This window comes from Ectobacillus polymachus (assembly GCF_048159605.1).
GTDB classification, from domain to species: Bacteria; Bacillota; Bacilli; order Bacillales; family Bacillaceae_G; genus Ectobacillus; species Ectobacillus polymachus.
On sequence record NZ_JBLREB010000001.1, the window covers coordinates 777031 to 798111 of the forward strand.

Sequence of the window (21081 nt, forward strand, 5' to 3'; positions counted from 1 at the left end):
AACCTCCTTATGATTGGATTCAAATGGTTATTCGTGAAAGTTTTGTAGTTTCCTTCTATGTATCTAAATTTATTTCACGGACTCATCACGAGCAAATCCTGTTCAGATAAAAAGACCATGCAGTGATGTAACACAGAAAAAATATCTCGCATATCATATTGCGCGAGGTGAGAAACACCATGAATTTCAAATACAATGAGATCGGAAATTTTGACGCTTGTAAGGCTGCTAAAGCACTTCTCGAATTAGCTCAAGATATAAAAGTTACAAATGAAAAGGAAGATAGAAATGAAAAGGAAGATAGAAATGAAAAGGAGCAAATAAGTTAGCCCGTACCTTACAGTGTACGGGTTTTCCTTATTATAATGAAGATTTGGAATTGCTAAATTACAAGCATTCTTTGAGGAGGGAATAAAAATAGAAAGATCACAAATATTAAAATGTTAGATGGTGTGTATGTATACGATATAAACAATCATGACGGAGTATATGTAGAAAATGTTCTTCAATTTATCACAGATTATGAGGGACAAAATGTAGAAAAAGAGTGGGTCCAATTAAACTATCAATTTTCATTCGGTGACCTTGTGCAAGTAACAGGTTATGAGAAAGATGTTTTTCGTGTAGTTGGGTGTCGAACAGAGGTATGGCGCTATAAAAATGATGCATGGGAAGATACGATATACGAACTATCTCGAATAACAGATGGTGAATGGTTAGAGGCTGATGAAGCGGATTTAAAATTGCTTGCGAACGCCCAAACTGCTACTGCTATTTTAAAAAAATTAAAAAATGATAAGTCTGGCATTAACAAGCTTGATCTAGAAAAGCTCAAGGTGGTTAACAGTTCAAAACGAGTTAGTGTCAAAACAAATCGTCAAGAAATTATTGATGGATTACTTGATATATATAATGACTATAAAGAGTTATATGAAAGTTTTCAAGATGAAGAATATGAGATTGTAATGAACGTTGTAATGAATTATTTAACAAAATTAACAGAGAAAAAATGAAACTTTAAAAAGAGAAAAGTAGCTGCAGTATTAAATATATCGTATAAGGTATGCCCACTACTGTTAAAAAGCGAATCAATACTTGAATCATTCTGTCCATTACTATATCTAATTTTTCATCTGCTAAAAATGAAAATGTACCAGCCTTTTCTGTTTCAAAACTTGTTTGTTGCTTAATCAAACGAAACTCCTCCTTCGGTTTGCTTGTACTTAATGAGTATGCACCAAAATGTTTTCCTATAACTTATACATATGAAGTAGGAAATGTTTTTTTTAGGAAACATATTTTGCATTTTTCCTCATAAAACAAAAATAAAGGAGTGATGAGTGTGAAAGAAATCGAAGTGTTTATTGATACAGATGAAATTGCGGAGTTCTTTTACAATCAATTAGTCCAGAGAGGCTATGTACCAAAATCCGAAGAGATGGACGAATTAGCGGATATTGCATTTGACTATTTATTGGAGAAATGTATGATAGATGAAATTTTTGAAGATGAAGACTGAAACATATAGTATAGCGACGAGAATTTACTCGTCGTTTTTAATTTGATTTTAGTATGGTATGGAATCTCTTCTGGGATGGAAAAGTCTTCTATGTATGAATAATATTTGGATAGCGTGAAAAACTAAAATACTCTATTCTATAAAGCGGGAGTTTACATCATGAACCTTCAAATTATCCGTTATGCAGCCTTGTCTTGTATCATTTTTATCTTTATCTCACTTACATACAATATGCATATTATGATGCTTATAGATACCGTTGTTAGTAGCTTTGTTCAGAGTATTCGTAATCCAACGCTAACTCATTTGTTTCTTTTTTTTACTACTGTTGGCTCCATGCGTATATACATTCCACTTTCTCTTCTGTTATTTATTTATTATGTTATACAGAAAAGATTTGCATCATCATTGTTAATTCTCGTATGTTTATACGGTTCTGATTACATCAATAAAGTATTAAAATCCTTTTATCATAGATCTCGTCCTGACGTTCAAACCCTTATAAGTGCATCAGGTTATAGTTTTCCAAGTGGCCACGCTATGAATGCAACCGCATTTCTAGGATTTGTAGCCTATTTGGCGATTACTGAGCATCGTCTGAATCTTGGTGAAAAAATCATGTTGATTTTTGTTAGTAGTCTTCTTATTTTAGCGATAGCGTTAAGTAGAGTATACCTTGGTGTTCATTATCTAAGCGATGTTGTGGCGGGTATGGCTGCTGGGTTTGGATGGATGTTTCTTTGTATTTTGTTTCATCAAAAGTTAAAGGAGAAAATATAATCATATTTACTAGAAAAAAAAGAATCGATCATTCACTTATCTAGTGATGACCGATTCATAATAAACTGTAAAGAGTTTAAATGATAGAATTAAATGGTTTGTAAAAATTCATGTACTTGTTCTTCTGTTTTTGCATTTGCACTATGCAAATGGCCAAGCTTCTTACCATTTTTGAATACGAGAAGGCTTGGAATTCCCATAACTTGATATTCCTCAGCGATCTCTGGAAATTTATCTTTATCAATTTCATACCACGAAAATGAATGAAAGTCAGCAATAACATCATCAATAAAATTATTTAATCGTGCACAATCTGGGCACCACGTAGTGTAAAATTTAACAACAACTGGTGTATCACCGTTACTGATTTCACGAAATTCTGCTTCTGACTGGATGGTTTTCATTAGGTCATTTCCTCCTTATTATGTATATACGGTTTACAACTTTATATTGTGGTAAAACGGGTAGGTCTTCGAAAGTAATCCCTGTTTTGAACCAATGATAGAGTTTTATTCATGCTTCTGTTATTGTAATGCGCTTTCATTTATCTTTATAAACTTTTTATAGTCTTATGTCAATTATTTGAACTGATTGCAAAGTTAAGTTAGAAAACATTACCTTCTATAAATAAGTGCTATTTCTTCCAAACTAGGTAACGATATGAAACAAGGAGGTGTCTGGAATGATGATTAAAGATTTTCGTTCGAATGGAAGGTATTCGATAAAACGAAATCATGTTAAGGCATGGAACCTATTGTTACTTCCCATTCTATTATTTTTGTTTAGTAACGGGGCTTATGCGGAATCAAATAACGAAATCATTTGTCCCAAAGCAGAAGAATTAACTGCTTCCGTTGAACAAGAAAAGGAAGAGCTCACAAAAGCTTTATCAGATTACCTTGTGAAATCAACCTATGGAAAAAGTCACAAAACATGGACGGTGGAGGTTATGAGTCCGTTAAAGGATTTAAAGCGGACGGATGCATCATACTACCATATGGCAATTCAAAAGTGTGGACGTAATGTTGCAGATCGTTCATTTTTTGTTCGGTTACGTTTTACAAGCTCATCACAGTTTAACCAAATGGGTGAATTTTTTGTTAGTAAGGATAGTAACCAAAAGTGGAAGATATGGTTTCGATATGTATAAGAAAGAGAGAGTAGGAAACATCTGTTTCCCTCTCTCTTGTCATTCTGTGAAGAAGCATTTACTATAAACAGTAAGACATGGGAGGAGATGAATAGAATGAAATTTGAAACACATACGACAATTGTAACAAATGACAACGAAATACGAATAGATATAGAGAATAATTTATTTGAACTTACATTAGAAGGGTATCACATGTATACTCTTGGGGAACCAGTGGCATTATTTAAATCAGAAAAAGAACGAATTGGTACGGCTATTCCTAATAAAGTTTCCTGGTATGATGAGAAAACGGTGCTTCACTATCAGCTTGTTTCTCTTCATTCTGTAAATTAAGAAGGTGCGGGAGAATTGAAACTATTTCACACTGCTGATTGGCATTTAGGGAAACTCATCCATGGTGTATACATGACAGAAGACCAAGCATATATTTTAGAATGCTTTATTAAAGCGATAGAGGAAGAAAGACCTGATGCGGTCATTATTGCAGGGGATTTGTATGATCGGGCAATTCCGCCAACAGATGCAGTTGAGTTGTTAAATCGTACATTAAAACGAATTGTAATCGATCTAGAAACACCGGTTCTTGCAATTGCAGGTAATCATGATAGCCCAGATCGTATCCATTTTGGAAGTGATTTGTTGAAGCGTCAAGGTCTTCATATTATTGGACAGTTTCAGTATCCGTTTGAAACGGTCAAGCTCACTGACAAATATGGAGAAGTACATTTTTATCTTGTCCCGTATGCAGATCCAGGGATTGTAAGACATGTATTGCAAAATGAGGATATACATACTCATGATGATGCGATGCGTATGATTACCTCCTCTATTTGTGAGACGATGGACCTTGATGCTCGTCATGTATTCATAGGTCATGCATTTGTAACGCCATTCGGTGAGGAAGAAGAAAACACAAGTGATTCCGAACGCCCGCTATCAATTGGCGGTGCAGAATATGTAAATAGTAGTTACTTTACGAGTTTTCATTATACGGCACTTGGTCATTTGCATCAGGCTCATTTTGTTGCTAACGAAAAGATTCGATATGCAGGCTCGCCTTTATGCTATTCCATCTCTGAAGAATCCCATAAGAAGGGATTCTTCATTGTGACATTAGATGAAGAAGGGAATACTAAGATTGAAAAGCGGCTGCTAGAGCCGTTACGTAATATGAAAACGGTAGTAGGCTCGTTGCGTGATATATTGCACCATGAAATTTCAGATGACTATGTGTTCGTTCGATTACAAGATGAGAACCCAGTATTGCAGCCAATGGAAAAGATTCGGACTGTCTATCCAAATGCTATGCATGTAGAACGAATAATAAAACGGCAAGAATCAATGGATGTAGAGAATGTTACTGAGCGACATAAAATGGATGATCTAGCATTATTGAATGCTTTTTATAGGGAAATGAAAGGAACGGAGCTGTCAGAGAGTAAGCAGCACATTTTCCAAGAGGTATTAGAAGAACTCCGATTAATGGAGGGAGAAAGATAATGAAACCGATTCAACTGACAATGACGGCATTTGGTCCCTATAAACAAAGAGAAACCATCGATTTTACGGAACTTGGAGAGCATCGTCTTTTCTCTATTTCAGGGAATACTGGATCCGGAAAAACGACGATTTTTGATGCAATTTGCTATGCTTTATATGGAGAAGCAAGTGGGGAAGAACGCAATGATGCAAATATGCTTCGTAGTCATTTTGCAGATGATGATACCTATACGAATGTTACGTTATCATTTGAAATGCATCGTAAAACCTATTACATTAAACGACAAATGGCACATCGAAAAGAAGGAAACAAAACGGCCACGGGTGGATCCGTCGAATTATATGAAGTTGTCGAAAATGAAAATATTCCATGCGTAGATCGGTTTCATGTAAGTGATGTGAATAAAAAGGTAGAAGAATTGATGGGCTTAACAAAGCATCAATTTAGTCAAATTGTCATGCTTCCCCAAGGAGAATTTCGTAAACTATTAACATCTGAAACAGAAAATAAAGAAGAAATTCTTCGCCGCATATTTAAGACAGATCGCTATAAGCTTATTCGTGAATTGCTTGATAATAAACGGAAATTTTTAAAAAGTAAGCTTGAAGGCAAAATCCAAGAGCGTGATATGTATTTTCGTCATGCACTTTCGATGCCTTTGCGAGAAGGAAGTACATTAAAAGAGCTTTCACAGAAGGATCGTGCTAACAGCTTTCAAATGATGGAAGCATTAAAGGAAGAACAGACATTTTTTAGTGAACAACTACATGTGGTAATGAAAGAAGAAGAGTTACAAACCACCCTTTTGCGTCAAAAGGAGAAAGAGCATCACGATGCACAGTCATTAAATGAGTTATTTAGCCAACTTGAGCAAAAAGAAAATGAATATAATGATCTAATGAACCGTAAATCACAAATGAAGCAGGAAGAAGAACAGTTGATACAGGGTGAGAAAGCAAATCAAATTATTCCTTTTGAAGATTCCTGGAATGATGCGATTCGTGTCTCAGAAGAGATCAATCAAGCCTGCGAGTCTATTAAAAAACGGAAAGAGCAGCTAGAGGAAGCTTATAAAATAGCTAAATCTCGGTATGAAGAAGAAAAGCAAAAACAATCCCTTCGCGATCAGAAAAAACAAGAATGGATTGCCCTTAATGACCTGAAGTCAATTGTGGAAACATTAGCTGAACGAACAACACAGCTTGCGGCAACATCATGTCAAGTAAAAACAATTAGCGAATCACTAGATACAAACAAACAACAATATGAGCATGACATACAAGAGAGAAAGAAGCTATCCTCTTATTTGCAGCAATTAGACGAAGCTTCCCAGCAATACCTAACTAAACAGCGTGAACTGGATGGAATGAGAGAAGATAGCAAGTTATTAATGAAGTATGAAAAGACATATAAAGAATATGAGCTAGATCAAAAATTGCATCGTGATGCAGAACAAGAATTGAATCGGGAAACGATGGCATATGATGCGATAGAGAAACAGTGGATGTCTGAGCAGGCTGGATATCTTGCTGCTCATTTACATGCTGGAGAAGCCTGTCCAGTTTGTGGTAGTACGGTACATCCAAGTAAAGCCGATTCTCGTTCGAATTCTATAAATGAGAGTCAAATGAATGAAGCACGAAAACAAAAAGAGTCTATTGAAAAGAAATATTATCAAATCTGTGAAAAATGGAAAATAAGCCGGAAACAATGTGAGGAGTTAGCTGAAGAAGCTGCGCAGCGGGGCTATGATGTGGCACATTTTCATCTTCAATTTCAAGAGTTATCTGATAAAGGGAAAAAACTAGCTAAAGAAGTAAAACAGCTTGAAGAGAATGAAACGAAGCGTCGCAGCATGCGAGCGAAAGAAAAGGAATTGGAAGAAAAGCTAGACAAACTCTCTCAAAAAATCAAACAGCTAGAAAACGATCAATATAGATTGAAACTTGCTGAAGCAGAGCAAAAGCTTTCGCTTGAACATGATCGAAATATGCTCCCTCATGCTATCACGTCTTATGAAGAATGGAATTCCTTATATGAAAAGGCAAAACTAGAATTAGAGCGTCTGGAGCAATCATGGTCTGAGGCAGAACGGCTCTATCAAGAACTTCATAAAGATATGATTCAAGTTGAAGCTGATTTTGCATCTATTTCTCGGGAACACGAACGCGCGTTGAAACAAAAGGATGAAAAGTATGAAACGTTTGTATTAAAACTTGCCGAGGGTGGCTTTCAGGATGCAGCTAACTATGAAACTTCGAAACGAACTCCTGAGCAAATTAGTAGTACCAAGAGAAAGATACAAGATTATTATAGTTCAGTTGATTCTGTCAAAAAGCAAGTGGAGCATTTGCGAGATTCTTTAGAAGGAAAAGAAATAATAGATATTACCGAGCTTGCAGAGGAGGTTACTGAGCTTCAACAGCTAGTTAGAACATTAATTGAACAAAGGCAAAATATAAAACTAGCGATCGAAGATGTAAGGAAGCTCCAAGATAACATAGTATCGATTGATGAACAAATCCATGATGATGAAAATAAGTATCAAGAAATTGTGGATTTATATGAAGTAGTAAAAGGGGATAATGAAAATCGGATTTCCTTTGAACGTTATATTTTAATTGAGTATTTAGAACAAATTGTCCATGCTGCCAATGAACGATTAAGAAAGTTATCAGGCGGACAATTTTTCTTAAAACGTAGTGAGCGGATTGAAAAGCGGAACCGTCAAAGCGGGTTAGGATTAGATGTATATGACGCATATACTGGGCAAACTCGTGATGTCAAAACTCTTTCAGGCGGAGAAAAATTCAATGCATCTCTTTGCTTAGCGCTTGGCATGGCTGATATCATTCAGGCGTATGAAGGAGGAATTAGCATTGAAACGATGTTTATTGATGAAGGCTTTGGTTCGCTTGACGAAGAATCTTTAATGAAAGCGATAGATACATTAATTGACCTGCAAAAATCCGGAAGAATTATTGGCGTGATTTCACATGTTCAAGAATTAAAACAAGCCCTCCCAGCTTCATTAGAAGTAACGAAAAGTAAGGATGGTTACAGTCAAACAAAATTTGTAATAAAGTAAATTTGTACAAGTAGACTAGCGGTCACATTTTTCGAATACTTCATCAAGTTTTTCTGCTACTGATTTTTGCATATCTGGTACAGCATGAACGTATGTCTTAAGAGTTGTATTTATCGTTGAATGACCCAATCGTTCAGATATAAGCATCGTTGCATGTGAATGTCTCAAATCGTGGAATCTAATCCTAGGTAATCTCAATTTTTCAGTTACGTGATAAAACGATCTTCGTATGCTACGTTGATCTAATGGATTTCCGTACTTGGATGGAAGAACTAAATCTAAATTGAACTAAATCTAAATCGATATATTTATCACCAGCTTTTTCTTTTTCATAGTCTATTAATTTTCGATGGGATTTTAGTTCTTCCACCAAAATATTTGGGATATAGATAGACCTAATGCTACTTTTGTTTTTTGCACCGTATTTCAATTCTCTTGTTTCTGCCAAAGTCTGTTTAACATAAATCAAGTTATTTTCCAAATCAATATCTTTCCATCTCAGACCTAATATCTCCCCTAAACGCATCCCTGTTAATATTGCTATCCAAAAACTGATATTAAATCGTGTGGCATACTTTTTCTTCTTGCTTTCCTTTAGGAAATAGTCTATTTGTTCTAACCCCAAATTTGCATCTCCTTTTTAGGAATCCTAGGCAATACTACATCTGTAGCTAGATTGTTTTTTATTAACTTTAGTACCTTTGCTCTTTTAAACGATGTCCTTATGAAACTAAAGACTAAGTTAATAGTTCCTTCCGAGTAATGACCATCCTCAATTAATTTTGTAATGTAATGCTGAAAGTGCATGGTTGTAATGTCTTGAATTTTAAAATGGCCCAAATGGGGCTTGATAATGTTCCTATAATGTGTGTAATTAGAGCGAAAAGTTGCTTTGTTTAGCTGATTTTTTCTTTCTCTAAACCATTGCTCCATGAATGTTTCGTAAGTTATGTTAGATAATTTAAGAAAATTTAAGAAAATCATCATTCAACAACTAAGCTTTTAGTTGCACCATAGCATTGTTAGCCTCGCGTCTACTGCCAAATCCCCTACGCTTGATCTGTTTCCGTTTTCCAGTTAAAGGGTCTTTTCCTAAATCAAAGACGAAATCAAATTTCCCAGTTTTTTTATTCTCTTTAATACTTCCTTTCACAATTCAGACCTCCATTTAGGTATTGAAATTGTAAAAGGTTCCCATGTCTGTATTGTAATATTATGGTCACGTTTTGTATAGGGGATATTACATTCAAGAAGAAAACCCTAAATCCAATATTGAATCTAGGAGTTTTAAACTTTAAAAATTAATGTCACCGAATCCTGTATTACATTTTTTATACTCTTCAATAATCGTGTCTATGATTTTTTTGCGACTGTCTTCACTATATTGTGATAGATCATGTTTAAAGAGTATATTAAAAAAATCATAGCTAGATTTATCTTTTCGCATACTCATCACTAATGTATGTAAATTAGAAATAAGATTGCTGAATGTATCAGTATTACGTTTTGACAAAAACTCCAATTCATTTGTAATTTCATCTATTTTTCTAATAGTTTCGTTTTCAAATCGTTGAATCTAAGCCATTTCTTCTTCATGACGTTCAATATCACGTTCTAACTTGTATGCTTAATAATTAGGATCGTTTTCAAGTTTTTCTTGTACTATTTCCCAATGTTCTTCCGCTTTAATTCTGTTTAGAGAGTTAATAGAAGATAAAGATTGGATAGATTATAACATCAAGAAAGTAGATGTTGCCTAATAAAAAAGGTTATTGATACTGGTGTGTATTGTTACAAATGCAAACATTTAATTGAAGATAAGAAGTTATTTGAAATGGGATGTGGTAAATGTGAACCAGATTTAAGTCATTTTGAAAATGTTGAAATAGTAATGAGGTCAAAAGATAAAACGTACTCAGCACTTAATAGACTTGATCAAGTATGTGAAAAAATTTGTAGAGTTGATGATGAAGCGGATGAATATTAATTGGGAGGTAAATGAATGACGGTAGAGCGAGAATTTGATACATTGAAGGACTTAGTTTCAGACGTACTTAAACATGATGAAATGGCACGTAATAATGATACACATTTATATTTTGAGTGCTGCAAGAAGTTAGGTGCTACAATATTTGATGATTTAGAGAAATTGAATTTAAATATCACTAGTGTACATAAGTTGAGACAGCAGATTCAAAATAAAATGGGATTATATAAGCCGAGTGAAAGTGTTCAAAAAGAACGCAATAGAAGAAAGATTAATATTAAAGAGTATCTGGGTAAATTGAAAGCAGCAAATTAATAAATGTATGGACTTGTAGCTCAATGGTAGAGCTAAACTGAGCATTTTACCTGTTCGAATCAGGTCGAGGCCACCTTTGATAATAATTTACTAGTAAAATTTAGCAGGGATTTTTGGTGATTTTGTCGAAAAAATATAAAAATAAGTTAATCTAATAATGGTAGGGGTTGCTTTTTGAATACAAATTTTCGACAAGATTTATTAGAATTAAGTAAGGATTGGGATACCGTTTTTTCAATATTAAAAAAAAGTTATTCTGATGAAAAGTTAGGAAATTGGATAGTTGCATTATTTTTATACGTATTATCAGACGTGAAGTCATTTAAAACTTTACCAAAATTGATTCCTAGTATTATAGGTATATTAGTAAGCAGTGGTGTTATGATTATACATAACCAGATGTTGGTAAAATCACTTATAGCTTTATTTATTTTTATAATATTTTTTTCTTTTAATTTATATTTATATTTAAGAAAAATGCTTAATTTTAATGAAGAAAAATATTTTCATATAGGTGCATATAGAGTTTTTAGAAAATCAGAATATAATGGGTTTATTAAATATATTCCATCTAGAGATTTTTCATTCAAGGGACTTTATGATGAGATTATATATAATATTCCTGAAGCTAAGGAACTTGAAGTAAAAAAAGCGCAGATAAAAGACATGAAGGTAATACATGAAGAGTATGTTAAAAATTCAACTGAAGATCAAAATAAATTATTATTACAAATAAAAGAGCATAACGCTCAAATTTCAATGATTGTAAAATTACTAAAGGATATTAATACAGCACTTTATCAAATGACAAATGAATGTTTTGATTCATCATCATTATTATTTATTACAGGATTTACAATTCATGAAAAGAGAGATAACAAATTAATTAAAATAATGGATAGAGGTACAACTGGAAAAACATTAAAAGAATATGATATACCAGATACAATTACAGAAAAAAGTGATGCAGTATTACGTGCATTAAGTACTAAAGAACGTTATACACCACAAATTGATATTCCATATAAAAATCACTTTATTATGTCATTTAAAATGCGTATGGCGCATGATAAAATATGGGTATTCAATTTTCAATCTGATTATGATGATGATAGAGCTTTGTTTTTTTTAATGAATAATGATATGCTTGATACAAGGGAAGTGTTTAGACTTATACACGCATTATGTTTAATTCTACAAGAAAAGGGTGTGTATGAATATGTGGAAAGATGATGCCCTAAAATTATTAAAAGACATTGAAGAGTCTAATGGGAAAGGATTTATTAATCCTAAAAGTCAGTTCGATATTAATAAAGATCGTGAAATAAAAATAGAAAATTACGAGCAAAAATTGAATGATTTATCAAAAATTAATCTTAATTTCTACCGAGTTGTTGGTAAGGAATATAATAAATCAGATAATAGAAAGCATTCACAGACCACTCCATAATTGGAGGAAGGTCTTTTCTTTTTGTATACGCAACATATGTAATACTAATGGGAGATGAGACTATTTATGTATAAGTTTTTAACAGTTGATAAAGCGAAGGAAAAAATTAAAGAATTACAGATCTTTGTTAGTTTGGCAGAATCTTATATTGCAGATAGTCCTGAGAAAATTGCAATTAAAGAATATGCACATGTAGGAAATGTAAAAAAGGTTGCAGATAAACTAAATGATTTAGGATATAGACTTGGAAATAGAAAATATATTTCAAAAGATGTAACAGAAATTATTGAGAAAGAGCCAACTGATGAATTTCATGCAATTGTTAAAAAAGTTCAAAGAGAAAATAAAAAGGCAAATATATATCTTTAAACCTTTTCCCTTCTTTGATAGTGTTTATTTAGAAAGGATGTGTCATATTATGAAGATAAAATTCTGTTTGGCTGATGGTGGAGATTTACTTTTTGTAATAACGTCAGAAGATGTAGCTGGCATTATTGAAGCTTCCAAAGGAGAAAAAATTGTATACAGTAAAAAATCTTATAAATATGATCATCATATTTTGAATCATATTGAACCACATTTTCTAGAAGTTATTGTTTATGTAAATGAATATTAATAGAACCTATTAACAGATGCTTTTTAATAATCCCTGTGGTATAAATATGGTTAGGCAACAATATTACAATATTCTCCTTTCTTAACCTTGATTTTACAAATAATGAGAGGGCGTTACTGTTTATTTGTCGAATGTATTAGGTTAGGGAGGAGGTGATTTAGATATGGAAACTACTAAAATTAATGAATTGATAAAAGAGGGAAATCAGTTTAAAGCAGGTATAACACCTATTAATTTTGAAAATTTCTGTAAATGGAATTCTGAATGTATGTTGTATATTGAGAGAAACTATAACGGATTAGAACTTACCAATCAGTATATTAAAATCTCAAAAGAGGTTATTGAATTAGTAGTAAACAATAATCAGGTTGATTTAAATCGTATTAATTATTTACATGGAGCACTTCAAGGTGTCCTAAATTATGAAAAATTAGAAGAACAGAAAAAAGCATTTGATTCTAGTATGATTGCGCAGTTAGGAAAATAAAAATTTTCATAAAGTTATAGCATCCAATAAGCAATTGGATGCTTTTTGTTATGTAAATATAATGTAAAATGTAAGGTGAAGAAATGAGTGGAAATTATTGATAACAGAAAGAAACTTGCTATTGAATTGTTAGCTGAAGGAGTAGAACAAAAAACTACAATTGCTAAAAAATGTAGAGTAACCAGATAAACGTTATGTAACTGGTTAGATGATGAAGGATTTATGGCGGAGCTTGACAAACGTTTGCATCAACGTAAGGTCTTTGTTGAAAAGATAATTGATAGTAAATTAGATAGTGCGGTGGATCAATTGCTTGAATTAGCTGAAACAACTCAATATGCTAGAGTAAAAGCCCAGGTACTTGAATATATTATTGGCAGATCACTAGGTAAGCCTACTACTAAAGTAGACCTAGAAGTTGGATTAAAGGATAATAAAAGCGTACCAGTTGATGTATTGGAGCAAGAATTCGAGGAAGAGTTTGGAGAATAAAAAAGCCCACTCAGATTAAAATGAGAAGGCTTTAGATACAGCATTTTCCATTTCTTTTTCAGGTGGATTGCTGTAACGTCTTGTTGTATTTATATTGTTGTGTCCAGCAAGTTGAGCAATTGTAAAAATATCTACATTATTTCTGGAAAGGATAGAGCAAAATGTATGTCTTAATAAGTGAGGATGGATACTGTATTTATTTAAAACAGTTTGAATCATTCGTACAGATATTCTTCCACGTTTCGAAAGGAACAACGCTTCATAGTTATCTTCTCGACTATCAAGATAACGCTTGATATATTAAAATTGCTTGGAATCTACATATACTTTTCTTGTTTGATTTGTTTTAGATTCATTGATGTGAATGGTATACGTTCCGTTATTATAAGTAATATCATCAATATTAAGATTAATTAACTCAACTCAGATACACGATAACCAGTATACAAAAGGAAGTCAATGATAGCTTGATCTCTTTGTTTAGTTGGACTGCTCTTATCATTTGCAACTGATAAACGTAATGATGTTACTTCATCTTCAGTTAACCCTTTGCTTTCCTGTTTACTGATATGTGGTACAGATTGTATTTCAATATCTTCTACAGCGTGTAACTGGTTAGAGTAATGACAGAAGGAACGAATGGCAGCGTACATACGATTGATAGTATAAGGTGAATACTTATCGCTAAGATAGTTAATGTATTGCTGTACGATTAAATCATTTAAACTATCTAATGTTACATTGTATTGTTGAATGTAATTATTAAATTGAGTTAGATCACGAGAGTAACTCTTTAAAGTGTTAGGGCTTTTATTTCTCATCTTCTTTGACTGTAAGAACTCTTCAATCATATGTAATCGCTCCTTTAAATTAGTTATACGCAATACAGAGTTAAAGAATTAAGTAACAATAACGTTCATATATGCTCTTAGCAACTCCTATACAATTTTCCAAATAATTTTTAGTAGACTATGAAACTTGATTATATCTTCATTGGTCTGATGACAGGACTATAAAGGTTAAGGTCTCGTAAAATTATTATTTTTTGTTCTAAAGTGTTCTTTTTTAAATTAATGAAGTTTATTATATTGACAGGTGATATAAATGGAGCAAGAGAATAATGAAGAGCTAAAGAAGGATATTGAGGAATCAACTAAAAAAATTAGCACTAATTTTAATAAGGTAATTGGGGAATCAATTAAAAACATAAGTGCTAATTTAAATAAAGCGATAATATTAAAAATGGATAAAATTGGTATTTATTATACTGACGAACTATTAAGGCTACAAAAATCATTATTAAACATTGATTTTAATAAATTAATTCCAAAGTTGTTTTTTGATGAAAAGGCAATAAGAAGAGCATCTTCTTATGGTTGGACGATAACAGGATCAATGACACTAGATATTTTTTATGATTCATTCAAATTAGAAGATAATTTACAGACTTATGATAAATATTTCTTTGATGTATATCAAGCAGATTCAGAGTTTCTTTTTAATCACGAGAAAGAATACATTGTAAATCATATTGAACCTCATAATAAAATATTGATTGAGCAATGTTTTACTAACTATGAGAATAATAATTATCAGATTGTAATACCAACTTTAATCATGTTAATTGAAGGACAGATATCAAACCTTTCAGAAAGTTCTAAAGTAGGGAAAGGGTTACTAAGTGATTTTGATAAAACAATTAAAGAAGGAACAAAAGAATTTACCAAAAATGAATTTGCGAAAATTATTGCATACTCTATTCTTAGATTTTTAGAGAAATATTTATTTGAAAAAAAGGACTTTAAATTAGAAAGAGAACCTTTATTAAACCGTAATTGGGTTATGCATGGAAGAGATAATCCAGAATTATGGACAAAGATTGATGCTTTAAAATTATTTATTAACTTTTCAACTTTATTATTTGTGAATGAATGATAAAACAATTTTATATAGTTATTTGTAATAAGTAACAAGGAAATACTTCCCTTTTTGTCGAATGAGAAAGAATCATAGATAGAAAGGGAGGTGAAATGAATGAGATACTCAGAAATAATAGAGAAAAATATCTACACTGTGCATTTTGATCCCGTACTACAATGTGAATTTAATGGTCAACACTTAGCTTTAGTAGTTAAGAAAAATTCAGATAAGAAAACCATCATAGTAGTCCCTCTAACAAAAAGTTCAAATGGAGATGGTGATACCAAACTTAACATTGGTAAAATTCCTACTCTTCCTAATAATTTAAAAGGAACAAACTCTTATGCTGTATATAACCAAGTAAGAACAGTTAATGCTTCTAGAGTTCAATCTTTAAAAGATGATAATAGACTTCCAATGAACTCACCTATTAGTAATGCATTGTTTATAAAAATTGTTTCCTTTTGTTCAGATGAATTATTTAACATACTTACATTAGAAGAAAAATTAGAATATCATCGAGAAAGATATATTGAATTAACAATAGAAACATTGGCTAATACATCATATGATATTATAAGATTACTTAAAGGAAATAGAAATGAAGAAGAATTAAGTAAATTAAGTTTAAAGATAATTGGTCTTTATAGTTCAAGTATTCAGATGGATGAACGTATTAGTCAAAAAGATCGTGACAATGGAATCTTAGAGATTATCAATCGGTGTTTAGATAACTCAATTTTAGATGAATTAAATCCTGTTAAAAAATAGGTAATAAAACTGTAAGATGTACTTGATTAATCTCATATCAAATGGTATTATTTAACTAAGAAAAGGACGTGAAGTCCTAACAAAAATGAATTGAGTCATGAAAACTCTAACTAAAAAGCGAACTGAGCGTGAAGCTCTAACAAAAAAGGATTTAAAGTAAAAACCTTCTTACAAGTCAATTGTGAGAAGGTTTTTTACTTATATTTTTAGACTTTAGTCTGTTGAACCTGAAGAAGGCGAAACATAAAAATAAAAGCCACGAATATCACCATGGTATTCGTAGCTTTATTATAGATTCTCCTATTAGGAATAGGCTATTTGTAATTGTGAGAACCTAAGAATACCATTTCATGATAAGAGGTATAGCCTATGACTGTTCTAAAATTCTTTCAGTATGCATGTAGTTTACTTGCAATAACTTGTTTAGTTTTTACGTATTATCATATGTCGAAAAACAAAGAAAACAATCGAGAATAAACAGTAGGATCATTTACAAACATAGTACAAAAAAAGCTAAGCGATTTCGGCTTAGCTTTTTTGCTTAGTTGGATAATTCGTATAACATACGTGTTTCTGTTTTCATTTTTGATTTGCATAAAGGACAAGTAGGTTCTTCGCTTAACGAAAATTCCTTACGCATCCAGCCTTTGCAATTTTCTGCTTCGCAAGCCCAAACTTCTACTTCTTCTAGTTTGCGTTCTTGCTGTATAGCGTCTTTTTTCTTATTCCAATTCATGAGATCACTCCTTCTAAAATAAGAATAAGGCTAAAAAAATAAAGGCTGCTAACGGATCAGTTAACAGCCTGTATCCTCATGTAATATAGAAACCAATATGGTTTACATTGGGGATTCTGGTTGCCTTGTTCAATTTGCTTGTTACAAATTCATTGTGTGATGCCTTTGTAATCTTTGCGTAAAAAAAAATGATTCACACATTGTCAAATATCACATGTAAAAGTTTTACTATGGTGTTTGACAATGTGTGAATTATAATAAAAAATATAATAAATTCATCATATCATGAGTTGGTAAAAATAGCAAGAGTAAGCAATGAATCATGGCTATGTGACATGATTCATTCATTAGCATAAAGATAAAGGGAGGAGGAACCAAGCTTGAGTATGATAGAGAGCAAAGATACAGTGCAGCAGTACAAATGGGGGCAAGATTGTGATGGCTGGCACTTCGTAAATGATAAAGATTTAAGCGTTATACAAGAAAAGATGCCACCGCACACGTTTGAGGTGCAGCATTATCATGAAAGAAGTAAGCAGTTTTTCTATATACTGCGTGGCACTGCGCTGATGAAACTAGAAAATAGAGAGGTTGAACTTCACCAAGGAGAAGGAATTAAAATTCATCCAGGAATGGTTCACCAAATGTGTAATACGTCAGAAGACGATGTGGAATTTTTAGTTATTTCAAAACCACATAGTCATCAAGATCGTCATTTAGTGAAGAAATAGCAGATATTACTTGTACAAAAGCCACTTTGTGCGTTATAATTAAGCCCTCATCAATAGTTTAAATAGAGGTGGCACACATGAATAAAACAGAATTAGTTAAAAAAGTTGCAGAAGCATCAGAATTATCACAAAAAGATGCAACAGCAGCAGTAAATGCAGTTTTTGAAACTGTAACAAAAGCGCTTGCTTCTGGTGAAAAAGTACAATTAATCGGCTTTGGAACATTTGAAGTTCGTGAACGTGCAGAACGTACAGGTCGTAATCCACAAACAGGTGCTGAAATTACGATTGCTGCAACAAAAGCACCAGCATTCAAAGCAGGAAAAGAATTAAAAGCAGCAGTAAAATAATACATATAAAAAAATACATCTATCGTACTAGATGTATTTTTTTACGAGCACTAAATAAATTTCACATACCGTATTTAATAACAAAATATAAATAAAGAATTTATTTAACAATAGGTAAAAAACGGCTCTCATTCCTTGTTACCAGAGTGTTCACAAAAAAAGGTTTAGAAATTACAAATCGTTCGACACAATTTTTGAATGCTATAGTAATAAAATGAATATTGTACCCGCATAAAAACACAACGAATTCTCATCAAAACAAGTTCGAATGAACTCACATTAGTAATAATCAGGTCCAGCAAAACAGAAATGTTTGTAATGAAATGGACGATGTAATCTGGTATCGTATATAATTTTTCTCCCCTCATTTTTAAGCAAAGAAGCAAAGATTTAAACATATGTAAGTAAAGTTTTTAACCGCTCGATCACATCTATAAAATCGCTAGTTCTCCTTTAAGAATGGAATCACTGTCTTTAGGGATTCAAAATAGGATGTTTTTCGATGGAATCCTACATGTTTGTAGAACTATGTAGGATTTTTTTTTGCCCATTTTATGGGAATATACTTTAAAATGAAAATAATGACAGAAATGATAAAATAAACAAACTATTTATGAGGCCTATCCCTAGCATTTATCTCCTTAATGACATAATACTGTCGAATATAAACAGGGAGCGTGACAATATGGAATACACAATACCACGTGAAAAGCAGATGATAAAAGAAATGGTTCGTGATTTTGCTGAAAGAGAAATTGCACCAAAGGCTATCTACTATGATCGTACAGGAGAATTTCCGTATGAAACGTTTCAAAAGATGGGAGAGCTTGGATTGCTCGGAATTCCTTTTCCTGAGGAATACGGTGGATCAGGCGGGGATACATTGTCTTACGCATTGGCAGTTGAGGAAATCGGACGTGCATGCGGAGGGACTGGTCTTAGCTACGCTGCAACGATTTCGTTAGGAGCATCTCCTATTTATTACTTTGGTACTAAGGAGCAAAAACAAAAGTACCTAGTACCAATGGCTTCTGGAAAAACACTTGGTGCATTCGGATTAACAGAACCAAACGCAGGGTCAGATGCGGGCGGAACGCAAACGAAGGCAGTTCTTGATGGTGATGAATATGTTATTAGTGGAGAGAAATGTTGGATTACAAATGCTGAGTATGCAAACACAATAATTGTAACCGCTATCAATGGCGTCGATGAAAGAGGGAAAAAGAAAATTTCTGCTTTTATCGTTCCAACGAATTCAGAAGGAATTACCATTTCAAGCCCTTATGACAAAATGGGTGTACGAGCTTCCAATACATGTGAAATTATATTAGACCAGGTTCGTGTACCAAGAGAGAATATTTTAGGAGATGAAGATAAAGGATTTAGTCAATTTTTATACACGCTAGATGGAGGACGTATTTCAATTGCAGCCTTGGCTGTTGGTATTGCGCAAGCTGCCTTTGAAAGAGCTCTTCAGTTCGCTAAAGAACGTAAGCAATTTGGAAAATCCATTTCTTCCTTTCAAGCAATTCAATTTAAATTAGCGGATATGGCAATGGAAATTGAATTAGCTAGAAATGCTGTTCATAAAGCGGCATGGTTAAAGGATCAAAATAAGCCTTTTAGTAAGGAAGCTGCTATTGCAAAATTATATGCTTCAGAAACAGCAAGCCGTACTGCAAATCAAGCAGTTCAAATCCACGGTGGTTCTGGATATATGCGAGAGTATGAAGTGGAACGTTATATGCGTGATGCGAAGCTGCTTGAAATCGGAGAAGGTACGTCTGAGATTCAGCGTCTCGTTATCGCAAGACAACTAGGACTTCGATAAGGAGGAATGTTGAATGTTTTCTAAAATCCTAATTGCAAATCGCGGTGAAATTGCAGTTCGTATTATTAAAACTTGTAAGCGTTTAGGGATTAAGACCGTTGCTGTATATTCAGAAGCAGATGCAACTGCAATGCATGTGAAAATGGCAGACGAAGCATATAGCATCGGAGGATCTCGTGTTCAAGACAGTTATTTAAAACTTGATACCATACTTGAAATTGCCAAACGAACAGAAGCAGAGGCGATCCATCCAGGCTATGGATTATTATCAGAGCATCCGGAATTTCCAACACGCTGCGCTGAAGAAGGGATTACATTTATTGGTCCTTCTAAAGATGTCATGGTGAAGATGGGAAACAAGATTCAATCCCGAAAGGCAATGATTGCTGCAGGAGTTCCTGTTGTACCAGGAATTACAACTCGTATTCCTACAGTAGAGGATGCGAAGGTTATTGCAGCAGAGATTGGTTATCCACTTATGTTAAAGGCGGCTGCCGGTGGTGGCGGCATTGGTATGCAGCGGATTGAAAATGAGCAAACGCTCGTTCAGGCTTTTGAAAGTAACCAGACTCGTGCAAAAAATTTCTTTGGGAATGGCGATATGTACATCGAGCGATTGATTACAAATGCTCATCATATTGAAATACAAGTGTTAGCCGATAGTTATGGTAATACCGTATATCTATGGGAACGAGAATGCTCTATGCAACGTCGAAACCAAAAGGTAATCGAAGAGGCGCCATCTCCGTTTTTAGACGACAGAACCCGTATAAAGATGGGAGAAATAGCAGTACAAGCAGCGAAAGCAATTGGCTATTGCAATGCAGGAACAATTGAATTTCTTGTTGATGAAGAGAAAAACTTTTATTTTCTAGAAATGAATACGCGTCTTCAAGTAGAGCATCCCGTAACAGAAGAAATTACAGGGCTTGACCTTGTTGAACAACAATTGCGTATTGCCTCAGGGGAAAGGCTTTCGTTCTCGCAAGATGATATCGCTTTAAATGGGCATAGTATTGAAGCTCGTGTGTATGCAGAAGATCCAAATACATTTTATCCTTCGCCAGGTAAAATCGTATCACTTCATCTTCCTGCTTCTGTTCGAATCGATCATTTTGTCGAGGAAGGGACGACGATCACCCCTTTTTATGATCCGATGATTGCAAAAGTGATTGCACATGGATCTACTAGAGATGAAGCAATCCAATCTTTAAATGAAGCTCTATTAGATTTTAAGTTAGAGGGGATTAAAACAAACATTCCATTATTAATTCAAGTGCTAGAGGATGAGACATTCCGAGGAGGAGTTTATACTACAAGTTTCTTAACGGATCGATTAGTCAAAAAATAATAG

30 protein-coding genes and 1 tRNA gene are annotated in these 21081 nt (G+C 33.2%); 22 read left to right on the forward strand and 9 right to left on the reverse strand.

What is annotated here, in order from left to right:
- Positions 1–179: 179 nt before the first annotated feature.
- Together ACM5BR_RS03960 and ACM5BR_RS03965 are read left to right on the forward strand one after the other, a co-directional pair.
- On the forward strand, positions 180–329 hold the full coding sequence (locus ACM5BR_RS03960) for a hypothetical protein (RefSeq protein ID WP_416826078.1): 150 nt from the start codon (positions 180–182) through the stop codon (positions 327–329).
- A 111-nt stretch (positions 330–440) separates the two neighbouring features.
- The gene (locus ACM5BR_RS03965; protein WP_416826080.1) at positions 441–1013 is read left to right on the forward strand and encodes a hypothetical protein; all 573 of its coding nucleotides are present in this window, start codon (positions 441–443) and stop codon (positions 1011–1013) included.
- A gap of 4 nt (positions 1014–1017) precedes the next feature.
- Here the strand turns inward: ACM5BR_RS03965 and ACM5BR_RS03970 are convergent, their stop codons facing one another.
- Positions 1018–1194, reverse strand: a complete 177-nt coding sequence (locus ACM5BR_RS03970) for a DUF3930 family protein (protein WP_416826081.1) — start codon at positions 1192–1194, stop codon at positions 1018–1020.
- 148 nt (positions 1195–1342) lie between these two features.
- Between ACM5BR_RS03970 and ACM5BR_RS03975 the strand changes: the two genes are divergently transcribed.
- Together ACM5BR_RS03975 and ACM5BR_RS03980 are read left to right on the forward strand one after the other, a co-directional pair.
- Positions 1343–1519 carry a YozD family protein gene (locus ACM5BR_RS03975; RefSeq protein ID WP_416827827.1) on the forward strand — a complete coding sequence of 59 codons (177 nt, stop codon included), beginning with the start codon at positions 1343–1345 and terminating at the stop codon, positions 1517–1519.
- A 159-nt stretch (positions 1520–1678) separates the two neighbouring features.
- Positions 1679–2299 carry a phosphatase PAP2 family protein gene (locus ACM5BR_RS03980; RefSeq protein WP_416826083.1) on the forward strand — a complete coding sequence of 207 codons (621 nt, stop codon included), beginning with the start codon at positions 1679–1681 and terminating at the stop codon, positions 2297–2299.
- 89 nt (positions 2300–2388) lie between these two features.
- Here ACM5BR_RS03980 and ACM5BR_RS03985 read toward each other — a convergent pair whose 3' ends face one another.
- Positions 2389–2703 (reverse strand): thioredoxin family protein, encoded by a 315-nt coding sequence (locus ACM5BR_RS03985; protein ID WP_416826085.1) that lies wholly within the window; start codon positions 2701–2703, stop codon positions 2389–2391.
- Positions 2704–2981: 278 nt separating this feature from the next.
- Between ACM5BR_RS03985 and ACM5BR_RS03990 the strand changes: the two genes are divergently transcribed.
- The 4 genes from ACM5BR_RS03990 (at position 2982) to ACM5BR_RS04005 (ending at position 8041) form a co-directional block, all read left to right on the forward strand.
- Positions 2982–3449, forward strand: a complete 468-nt coding sequence (locus ACM5BR_RS03990; protein ID WP_416826087.1) for a hypothetical protein — start codon at positions 2982–2984, stop codon at positions 3447–3449.
- A gap of 96 nt (positions 3450–3545) precedes the next feature.
- Positions 3546–3785: a DUF2584 family protein gene (locus ACM5BR_RS03995; protein WP_416826089.1), complete on the forward strand. Its 240-nt coding sequence runs from the start codon at positions 3546–3548 to the stop codon at positions 3783–3785.
- 15 nt (positions 3786–3800) lie between these two features.
- On the forward strand, positions 3801–4952 hold the full coding sequence (locus ACM5BR_RS04000) for an exonuclease SbcCD subunit D (RefSeq protein ID WP_416826091.1): 1152 nt from the start codon (positions 3801–3803) through the stop codon (positions 4950–4952).
- The gene (locus tag ACM5BR_RS04005) at positions 4952–8041 is read left to right on the forward strand and encodes an AAA family ATPase (protein ID WP_416826093.1); all 3090 of its coding nucleotides are present in this window, start codon (positions 4952–4954) and stop codon (positions 8039–8041) included. Before ACM5BR_RS04000 ends, ACM5BR_RS04005 begins: the two co-directional genes overlap by 1 nt.
- Positions 8042–8056: 15 nt before the next feature.
- On the opposite strand, the gene ACM5BR_RS04010 is transcribed toward ACM5BR_RS04005, so the two are convergent.
- The 4 genes from ACM5BR_RS04010 to ACM5BR_RS04025 are packed head-to-tail and all read right to left on the reverse strand — an operon-like array spanning position 8057 to position 9194.
- Positions 8057–8272: a site-specific integrase gene (locus tag ACM5BR_RS04010; protein WP_416827828.1), complete on the reverse strand. Its 216-nt coding sequence runs from the start codon at positions 8270–8272 to the stop codon at positions 8057–8059.
- Position 8273: 1 nt separating this feature from the next.
- Entirely contained in the window at positions 8274–8666 is a 393-nt protein-coding gene (locus ACM5BR_RS04015) for a tyrosine-type recombinase/integrase (RefSeq protein ID WP_416826095.1), read from the reverse strand.
- A complete protein-coding gene (locus tag ACM5BR_RS04020; protein WP_416826097.1) occupies positions 8657–9028 on the reverse strand; it encodes a tyrosine-type recombinase/integrase in 372 nt (123 codons plus the stop codon). Before ACM5BR_RS04020 ends, ACM5BR_RS04015 begins: the two co-directional genes overlap by 10 nt.
- 7 nt (positions 9029–9035) lie before the next feature.
- Positions 9036–9194: an Arm DNA-binding domain-containing protein gene (locus tag ACM5BR_RS04025; RefSeq protein ID WP_416826099.1), complete on the reverse strand. Its 159-nt coding sequence runs from the start codon at positions 9192–9194 to the stop codon at positions 9036–9038.
- Between the two features lie 849 nt (positions 9195–10043).
- Here ACM5BR_RS04025 and ACM5BR_RS04030 point away from each other — a divergent pair.
- From ACM5BR_RS04030 to ACM5BR_RS04065, 8 genes are all read left to right on the forward strand, one after another.
- Positions 10044–10343, forward strand: coding sequence for a hypothetical protein (locus ACM5BR_RS04030; protein WP_416826100.1), 300 nt, complete (start codon positions 10044–10046; stop codon positions 10341–10343).
- 9 nt (positions 10344–10352) lie between these two features.
- Positions 10353–10416, forward strand: a tRNA-Ser gene (locus ACM5BR_RS04035).
- A 101-nt stretch (positions 10417–10517) separates the two neighbouring features.
- The gene (locus ACM5BR_RS04040) at positions 10518–11576 is read left to right on the forward strand and encodes a hypothetical protein (protein ID WP_416826102.1); all 1059 of its coding nucleotides are present in this window, start codon (positions 10518–10520) and stop codon (positions 11574–11576) included.
- Entirely contained in the window at positions 11563–11793 is a 231-nt protein-coding gene (locus tag ACM5BR_RS04045) for a hypothetical protein (RefSeq protein WP_416826104.1), read from the forward strand. Before ACM5BR_RS04040 ends, ACM5BR_RS04045 begins: the two co-directional genes overlap by 14 nt.
- 66 nt (positions 11794–11859) lie before the next feature.
- Complete coding sequence (locus ACM5BR_RS04050) at positions 11860–12162, forward strand: hypothetical protein (protein WP_416826106.1); 303 nt, start codon at positions 11860–11862, stop codon at positions 12160–12162.
- Between the two features lie 49 nt (positions 12163–12211).
- The gene (locus tag ACM5BR_RS04055; protein ID WP_416826108.1) at positions 12212–12409 is read left to right on the forward strand and encodes a hypothetical protein; all 198 of its coding nucleotides are present in this window, start codon (positions 12212–12214) and stop codon (positions 12407–12409) included.
- Between the two features lie 163 nt (positions 12410–12572).
- On the forward strand, positions 12573–12896 hold the full coding sequence (locus ACM5BR_RS04060; RefSeq protein WP_416826110.1) for a hypothetical protein: 324 nt from the start codon (positions 12573–12575) through the stop codon (positions 12894–12896).
- A 222-nt stretch (positions 12897–13118) separates the two neighbouring features.
- Positions 13119–13388, forward strand: a complete 270-nt coding sequence (locus tag ACM5BR_RS04065) for a hypothetical protein (protein WP_416826111.1) — start codon at positions 13119–13121, stop codon at positions 13386–13388.
- Positions 13389–13403: 15 nt separating this feature from the next.
- On the opposite strand, the gene ACM5BR_RS04070 is transcribed toward ACM5BR_RS04065, so the two are convergent.
- Positions 13404–13685: a tyrosine-type recombinase/integrase gene (locus ACM5BR_RS04070; RefSeq protein WP_416827829.1), complete on the reverse strand. Its 282-nt coding sequence runs from the start codon at positions 13683–13685 to the stop codon at positions 13404–13406.
- A gap of 116 nt (positions 13686–13801) precedes the next feature.
- Positions 13802–14239, reverse strand: coding sequence for a tyrosine-type recombinase/integrase (locus tag ACM5BR_RS04075; protein WP_416826113.1), 438 nt, complete (start codon positions 14237–14239; stop codon positions 13802–13804).
- A gap of 253 nt (positions 14240–14492) precedes the next feature.
- Here ACM5BR_RS04075 and ACM5BR_RS04080 point away from each other — a divergent pair, with 253 nt between their 5' ends.
- Both ACM5BR_RS04080 and ACM5BR_RS04085 read left to right on the forward strand, forming a co-directional pair.
- A complete protein-coding gene (locus ACM5BR_RS04080) occupies positions 14493–15323 on the forward strand; it encodes a hypothetical protein (protein ID WP_416826115.1) in 831 nt (276 codons plus the stop codon).
- A gap of 99 nt (positions 15324–15422) precedes the next feature.
- Positions 15423–16079, forward strand: coding sequence for a type II toxin-antitoxin system PemK/MazF family toxin (locus ACM5BR_RS04085; RefSeq protein ID WP_416826117.1), 657 nt, complete (start codon positions 15423–15425; stop codon positions 16077–16079).
- A 541-nt stretch (positions 16080–16620) separates the two neighbouring features.
- Here ACM5BR_RS04085 and ACM5BR_RS04090 read toward each other — a convergent pair.
- Positions 16621–16815 (reverse strand): cold-inducible protein YdjO-related protein, encoded by a 195-nt coding sequence (locus ACM5BR_RS04090; protein WP_416826119.1) that lies wholly within the window; start codon positions 16813–16815, stop codon positions 16621–16623.
- Between the two features lie 386 nt (positions 16816–17201).
- Between ACM5BR_RS04090 and ACM5BR_RS04095 the strand changes: the two genes are divergently transcribed.
- The 4 genes from ACM5BR_RS04095 to ACM5BR_RS04110 all read left to right on the forward strand — a co-directional run bounded on the left by ACM5BR_RS04095 (position 17202) and on the right by ACM5BR_RS04110 (position 21078).
- Positions 17202–17546: a cupin domain-containing protein gene (locus ACM5BR_RS04095; RefSeq protein WP_416827830.1), complete on the forward strand. Its 345-nt coding sequence runs from the start codon at positions 17202–17204 to the stop codon at positions 17544–17546.
- A 77-nt stretch (positions 17547–17623) separates the two neighbouring features.
- Positions 17624–17896 (forward strand): HU family DNA-binding protein, encoded by a 273-nt coding sequence (locus ACM5BR_RS04100; RefSeq protein WP_416826121.1) that lies wholly within the window; start codon positions 17624–17626, stop codon positions 17894–17896.
- 685 nt (positions 17897–18581) lie between these two features.
- A complete protein-coding gene (locus tag ACM5BR_RS04105) occupies positions 18582–19727 on the forward strand; it encodes an acyl-CoA dehydrogenase (protein WP_416826123.1) in 1146 nt (381 codons plus the stop codon).
- A gap of 13 nt (positions 19728–19740) precedes the next feature.
- Positions 19741–21078, forward strand: a complete 1338-nt coding sequence (locus ACM5BR_RS04110) for an acetyl-CoA carboxylase biotin carboxylase subunit (protein ID WP_416826125.1) — start codon at positions 19741–19743, stop codon at positions 21076–21078.
- The last annotated feature ends 3 nt before the right edge of the window (positions 21079–21081 follow it).

Bases quoted from the DNA above. Each gene is read 5' to 3' on its own strand.
- ACM5BR_RS03960 (WP_416826078.1), top strand. From the start codon at position 180: ATGAATTTCAAATACAATGAGATCGGAAATTTTGACGCTTGTAAGGCT.
- ACM5BR_RS03965 (WP_416826080.1), top strand. From the start codon at position 441: ATGTTAGATGGTGTGTATGTATACGATATAAACAATCATGACGGAGTA.
- ACM5BR_RS03980 (WP_416826083.1), top strand. From the start codon at position 1,679: ATGAACCTTCAAATTATCCGTTATGCAGCCTTGTCTTGTATCATTTTT.
- ACM5BR_RS03985 (WP_416826085.1), bottom strand. From the start codon at position 2,703: ATGAAAACCATCCAGTCAGAAGCAGAATTTCGTGAAATCAGTAACGGT.
- ACM5BR_RS03990 (WP_416826087.1), top strand. From the start codon at position 2,982: ATGATGATTAAAGATTTTCGTTCGAATGGAAGGTATTCGATAAAACGA.
- ACM5BR_RS03995 (WP_416826089.1), top strand. From the start codon at position 3,546: ATGAAATTTGAAACACATACGACAATTGTAACAAATGACAACGAAATA.
- ACM5BR_RS04005 (WP_416826093.1), top strand. From the start codon at position 4,952: ATGAAACCGATTCAACTGACAATGACGGCATTTGGTCCCTATAAACAA.
- ACM5BR_RS04020 (WP_416826097.1), bottom strand. From the start codon at position 9,028: ATGATGATTTTCTTAAATTTTCTTAAATTATCTAACATAACTTACGAA.
- ACM5BR_RS04030 (WP_416826100.1), top strand. From the start codon at position 10,044: ATGACGGTAGAGCGAGAATTTGATACATTGAAGGACTTAGTTTCAGAC.
- ACM5BR_RS04045 (WP_416826104.1), top strand. From the start codon at position 11,563: ATGTGGAAAGATGATGCCCTAAAATTATTAAAAGACATTGAAGAGTCT.
- ACM5BR_RS04050 (WP_416826106.1), top strand. From the start codon at position 11,860: ATGTATAAGTTTTTAACAGTTGATAAAGCGAAGGAAAAAATTAAAGAA.
- ACM5BR_RS04055 (WP_416826108.1), top strand. From the start codon at position 12,212: ATGAAGATAAAATTCTGTTTGGCTGATGGTGGAGATTTACTTTTTGTA.
- ACM5BR_RS04060 (WP_416826110.1), top strand. From the start codon at position 12,573: ATGGAAACTACTAAAATTAATGAATTGATAAAAGAGGGAAATCAGTTT.
- ACM5BR_RS04065 (WP_416826111.1), top strand. From the start codon at position 13,119: ATGGCGGAGCTTGACAAACGTTTGCATCAACGTAAGGTCTTTGTTGAA.
- ACM5BR_RS04075 (WP_416826113.1), bottom strand. From the start codon at position 14,239: ATGATTGAAGAGTTCTTACAGTCAAAGAAGATGAGAAATAAAAGCCCT.
- ACM5BR_RS04080 (WP_416826115.1), top strand. From the start codon at position 14,493: ATGGAGCAAGAGAATAATGAAGAGCTAAAGAAGGATATTGAGGAATCA.
- ACM5BR_RS04085 (WP_416826117.1), top strand. From the start codon at position 15,423: ATGAGATACTCAGAAATAATAGAGAAAAATATCTACACTGTGCATTTT.
- ACM5BR_RS04090 (WP_416826119.1), bottom strand. From the start codon at position 16,815: ATGAATTGGAATAAGAAAAAAGACGCTATACAGCAAGAACGCAAACTA.
- ACM5BR_RS04095 (WP_416827830.1), top strand. From the start codon at position 17,202: ATGATAGAGAGCAAAGATACAGTGCAGCAGTACAAATGGGGGCAAGAT.
- ACM5BR_RS04100 (WP_416826121.1), top strand. From the start codon at position 17,624: ATGAATAAAACAGAATTAGTTAAAAAAGTTGCAGAAGCATCAGAATTA.
- ACM5BR_RS04105 (WP_416826123.1), top strand. From the start codon at position 18,582: ATGGAATACACAATACCACGTGAAAAGCAGATGATAAAAGAAATGGTT.
- ACM5BR_RS04110 (WP_416826125.1), top strand. From the start codon at position 19,741: ATGTTTTCTAAAATCCTAATTGCAAATCGCGGTGAAATTGCAGTTCGT.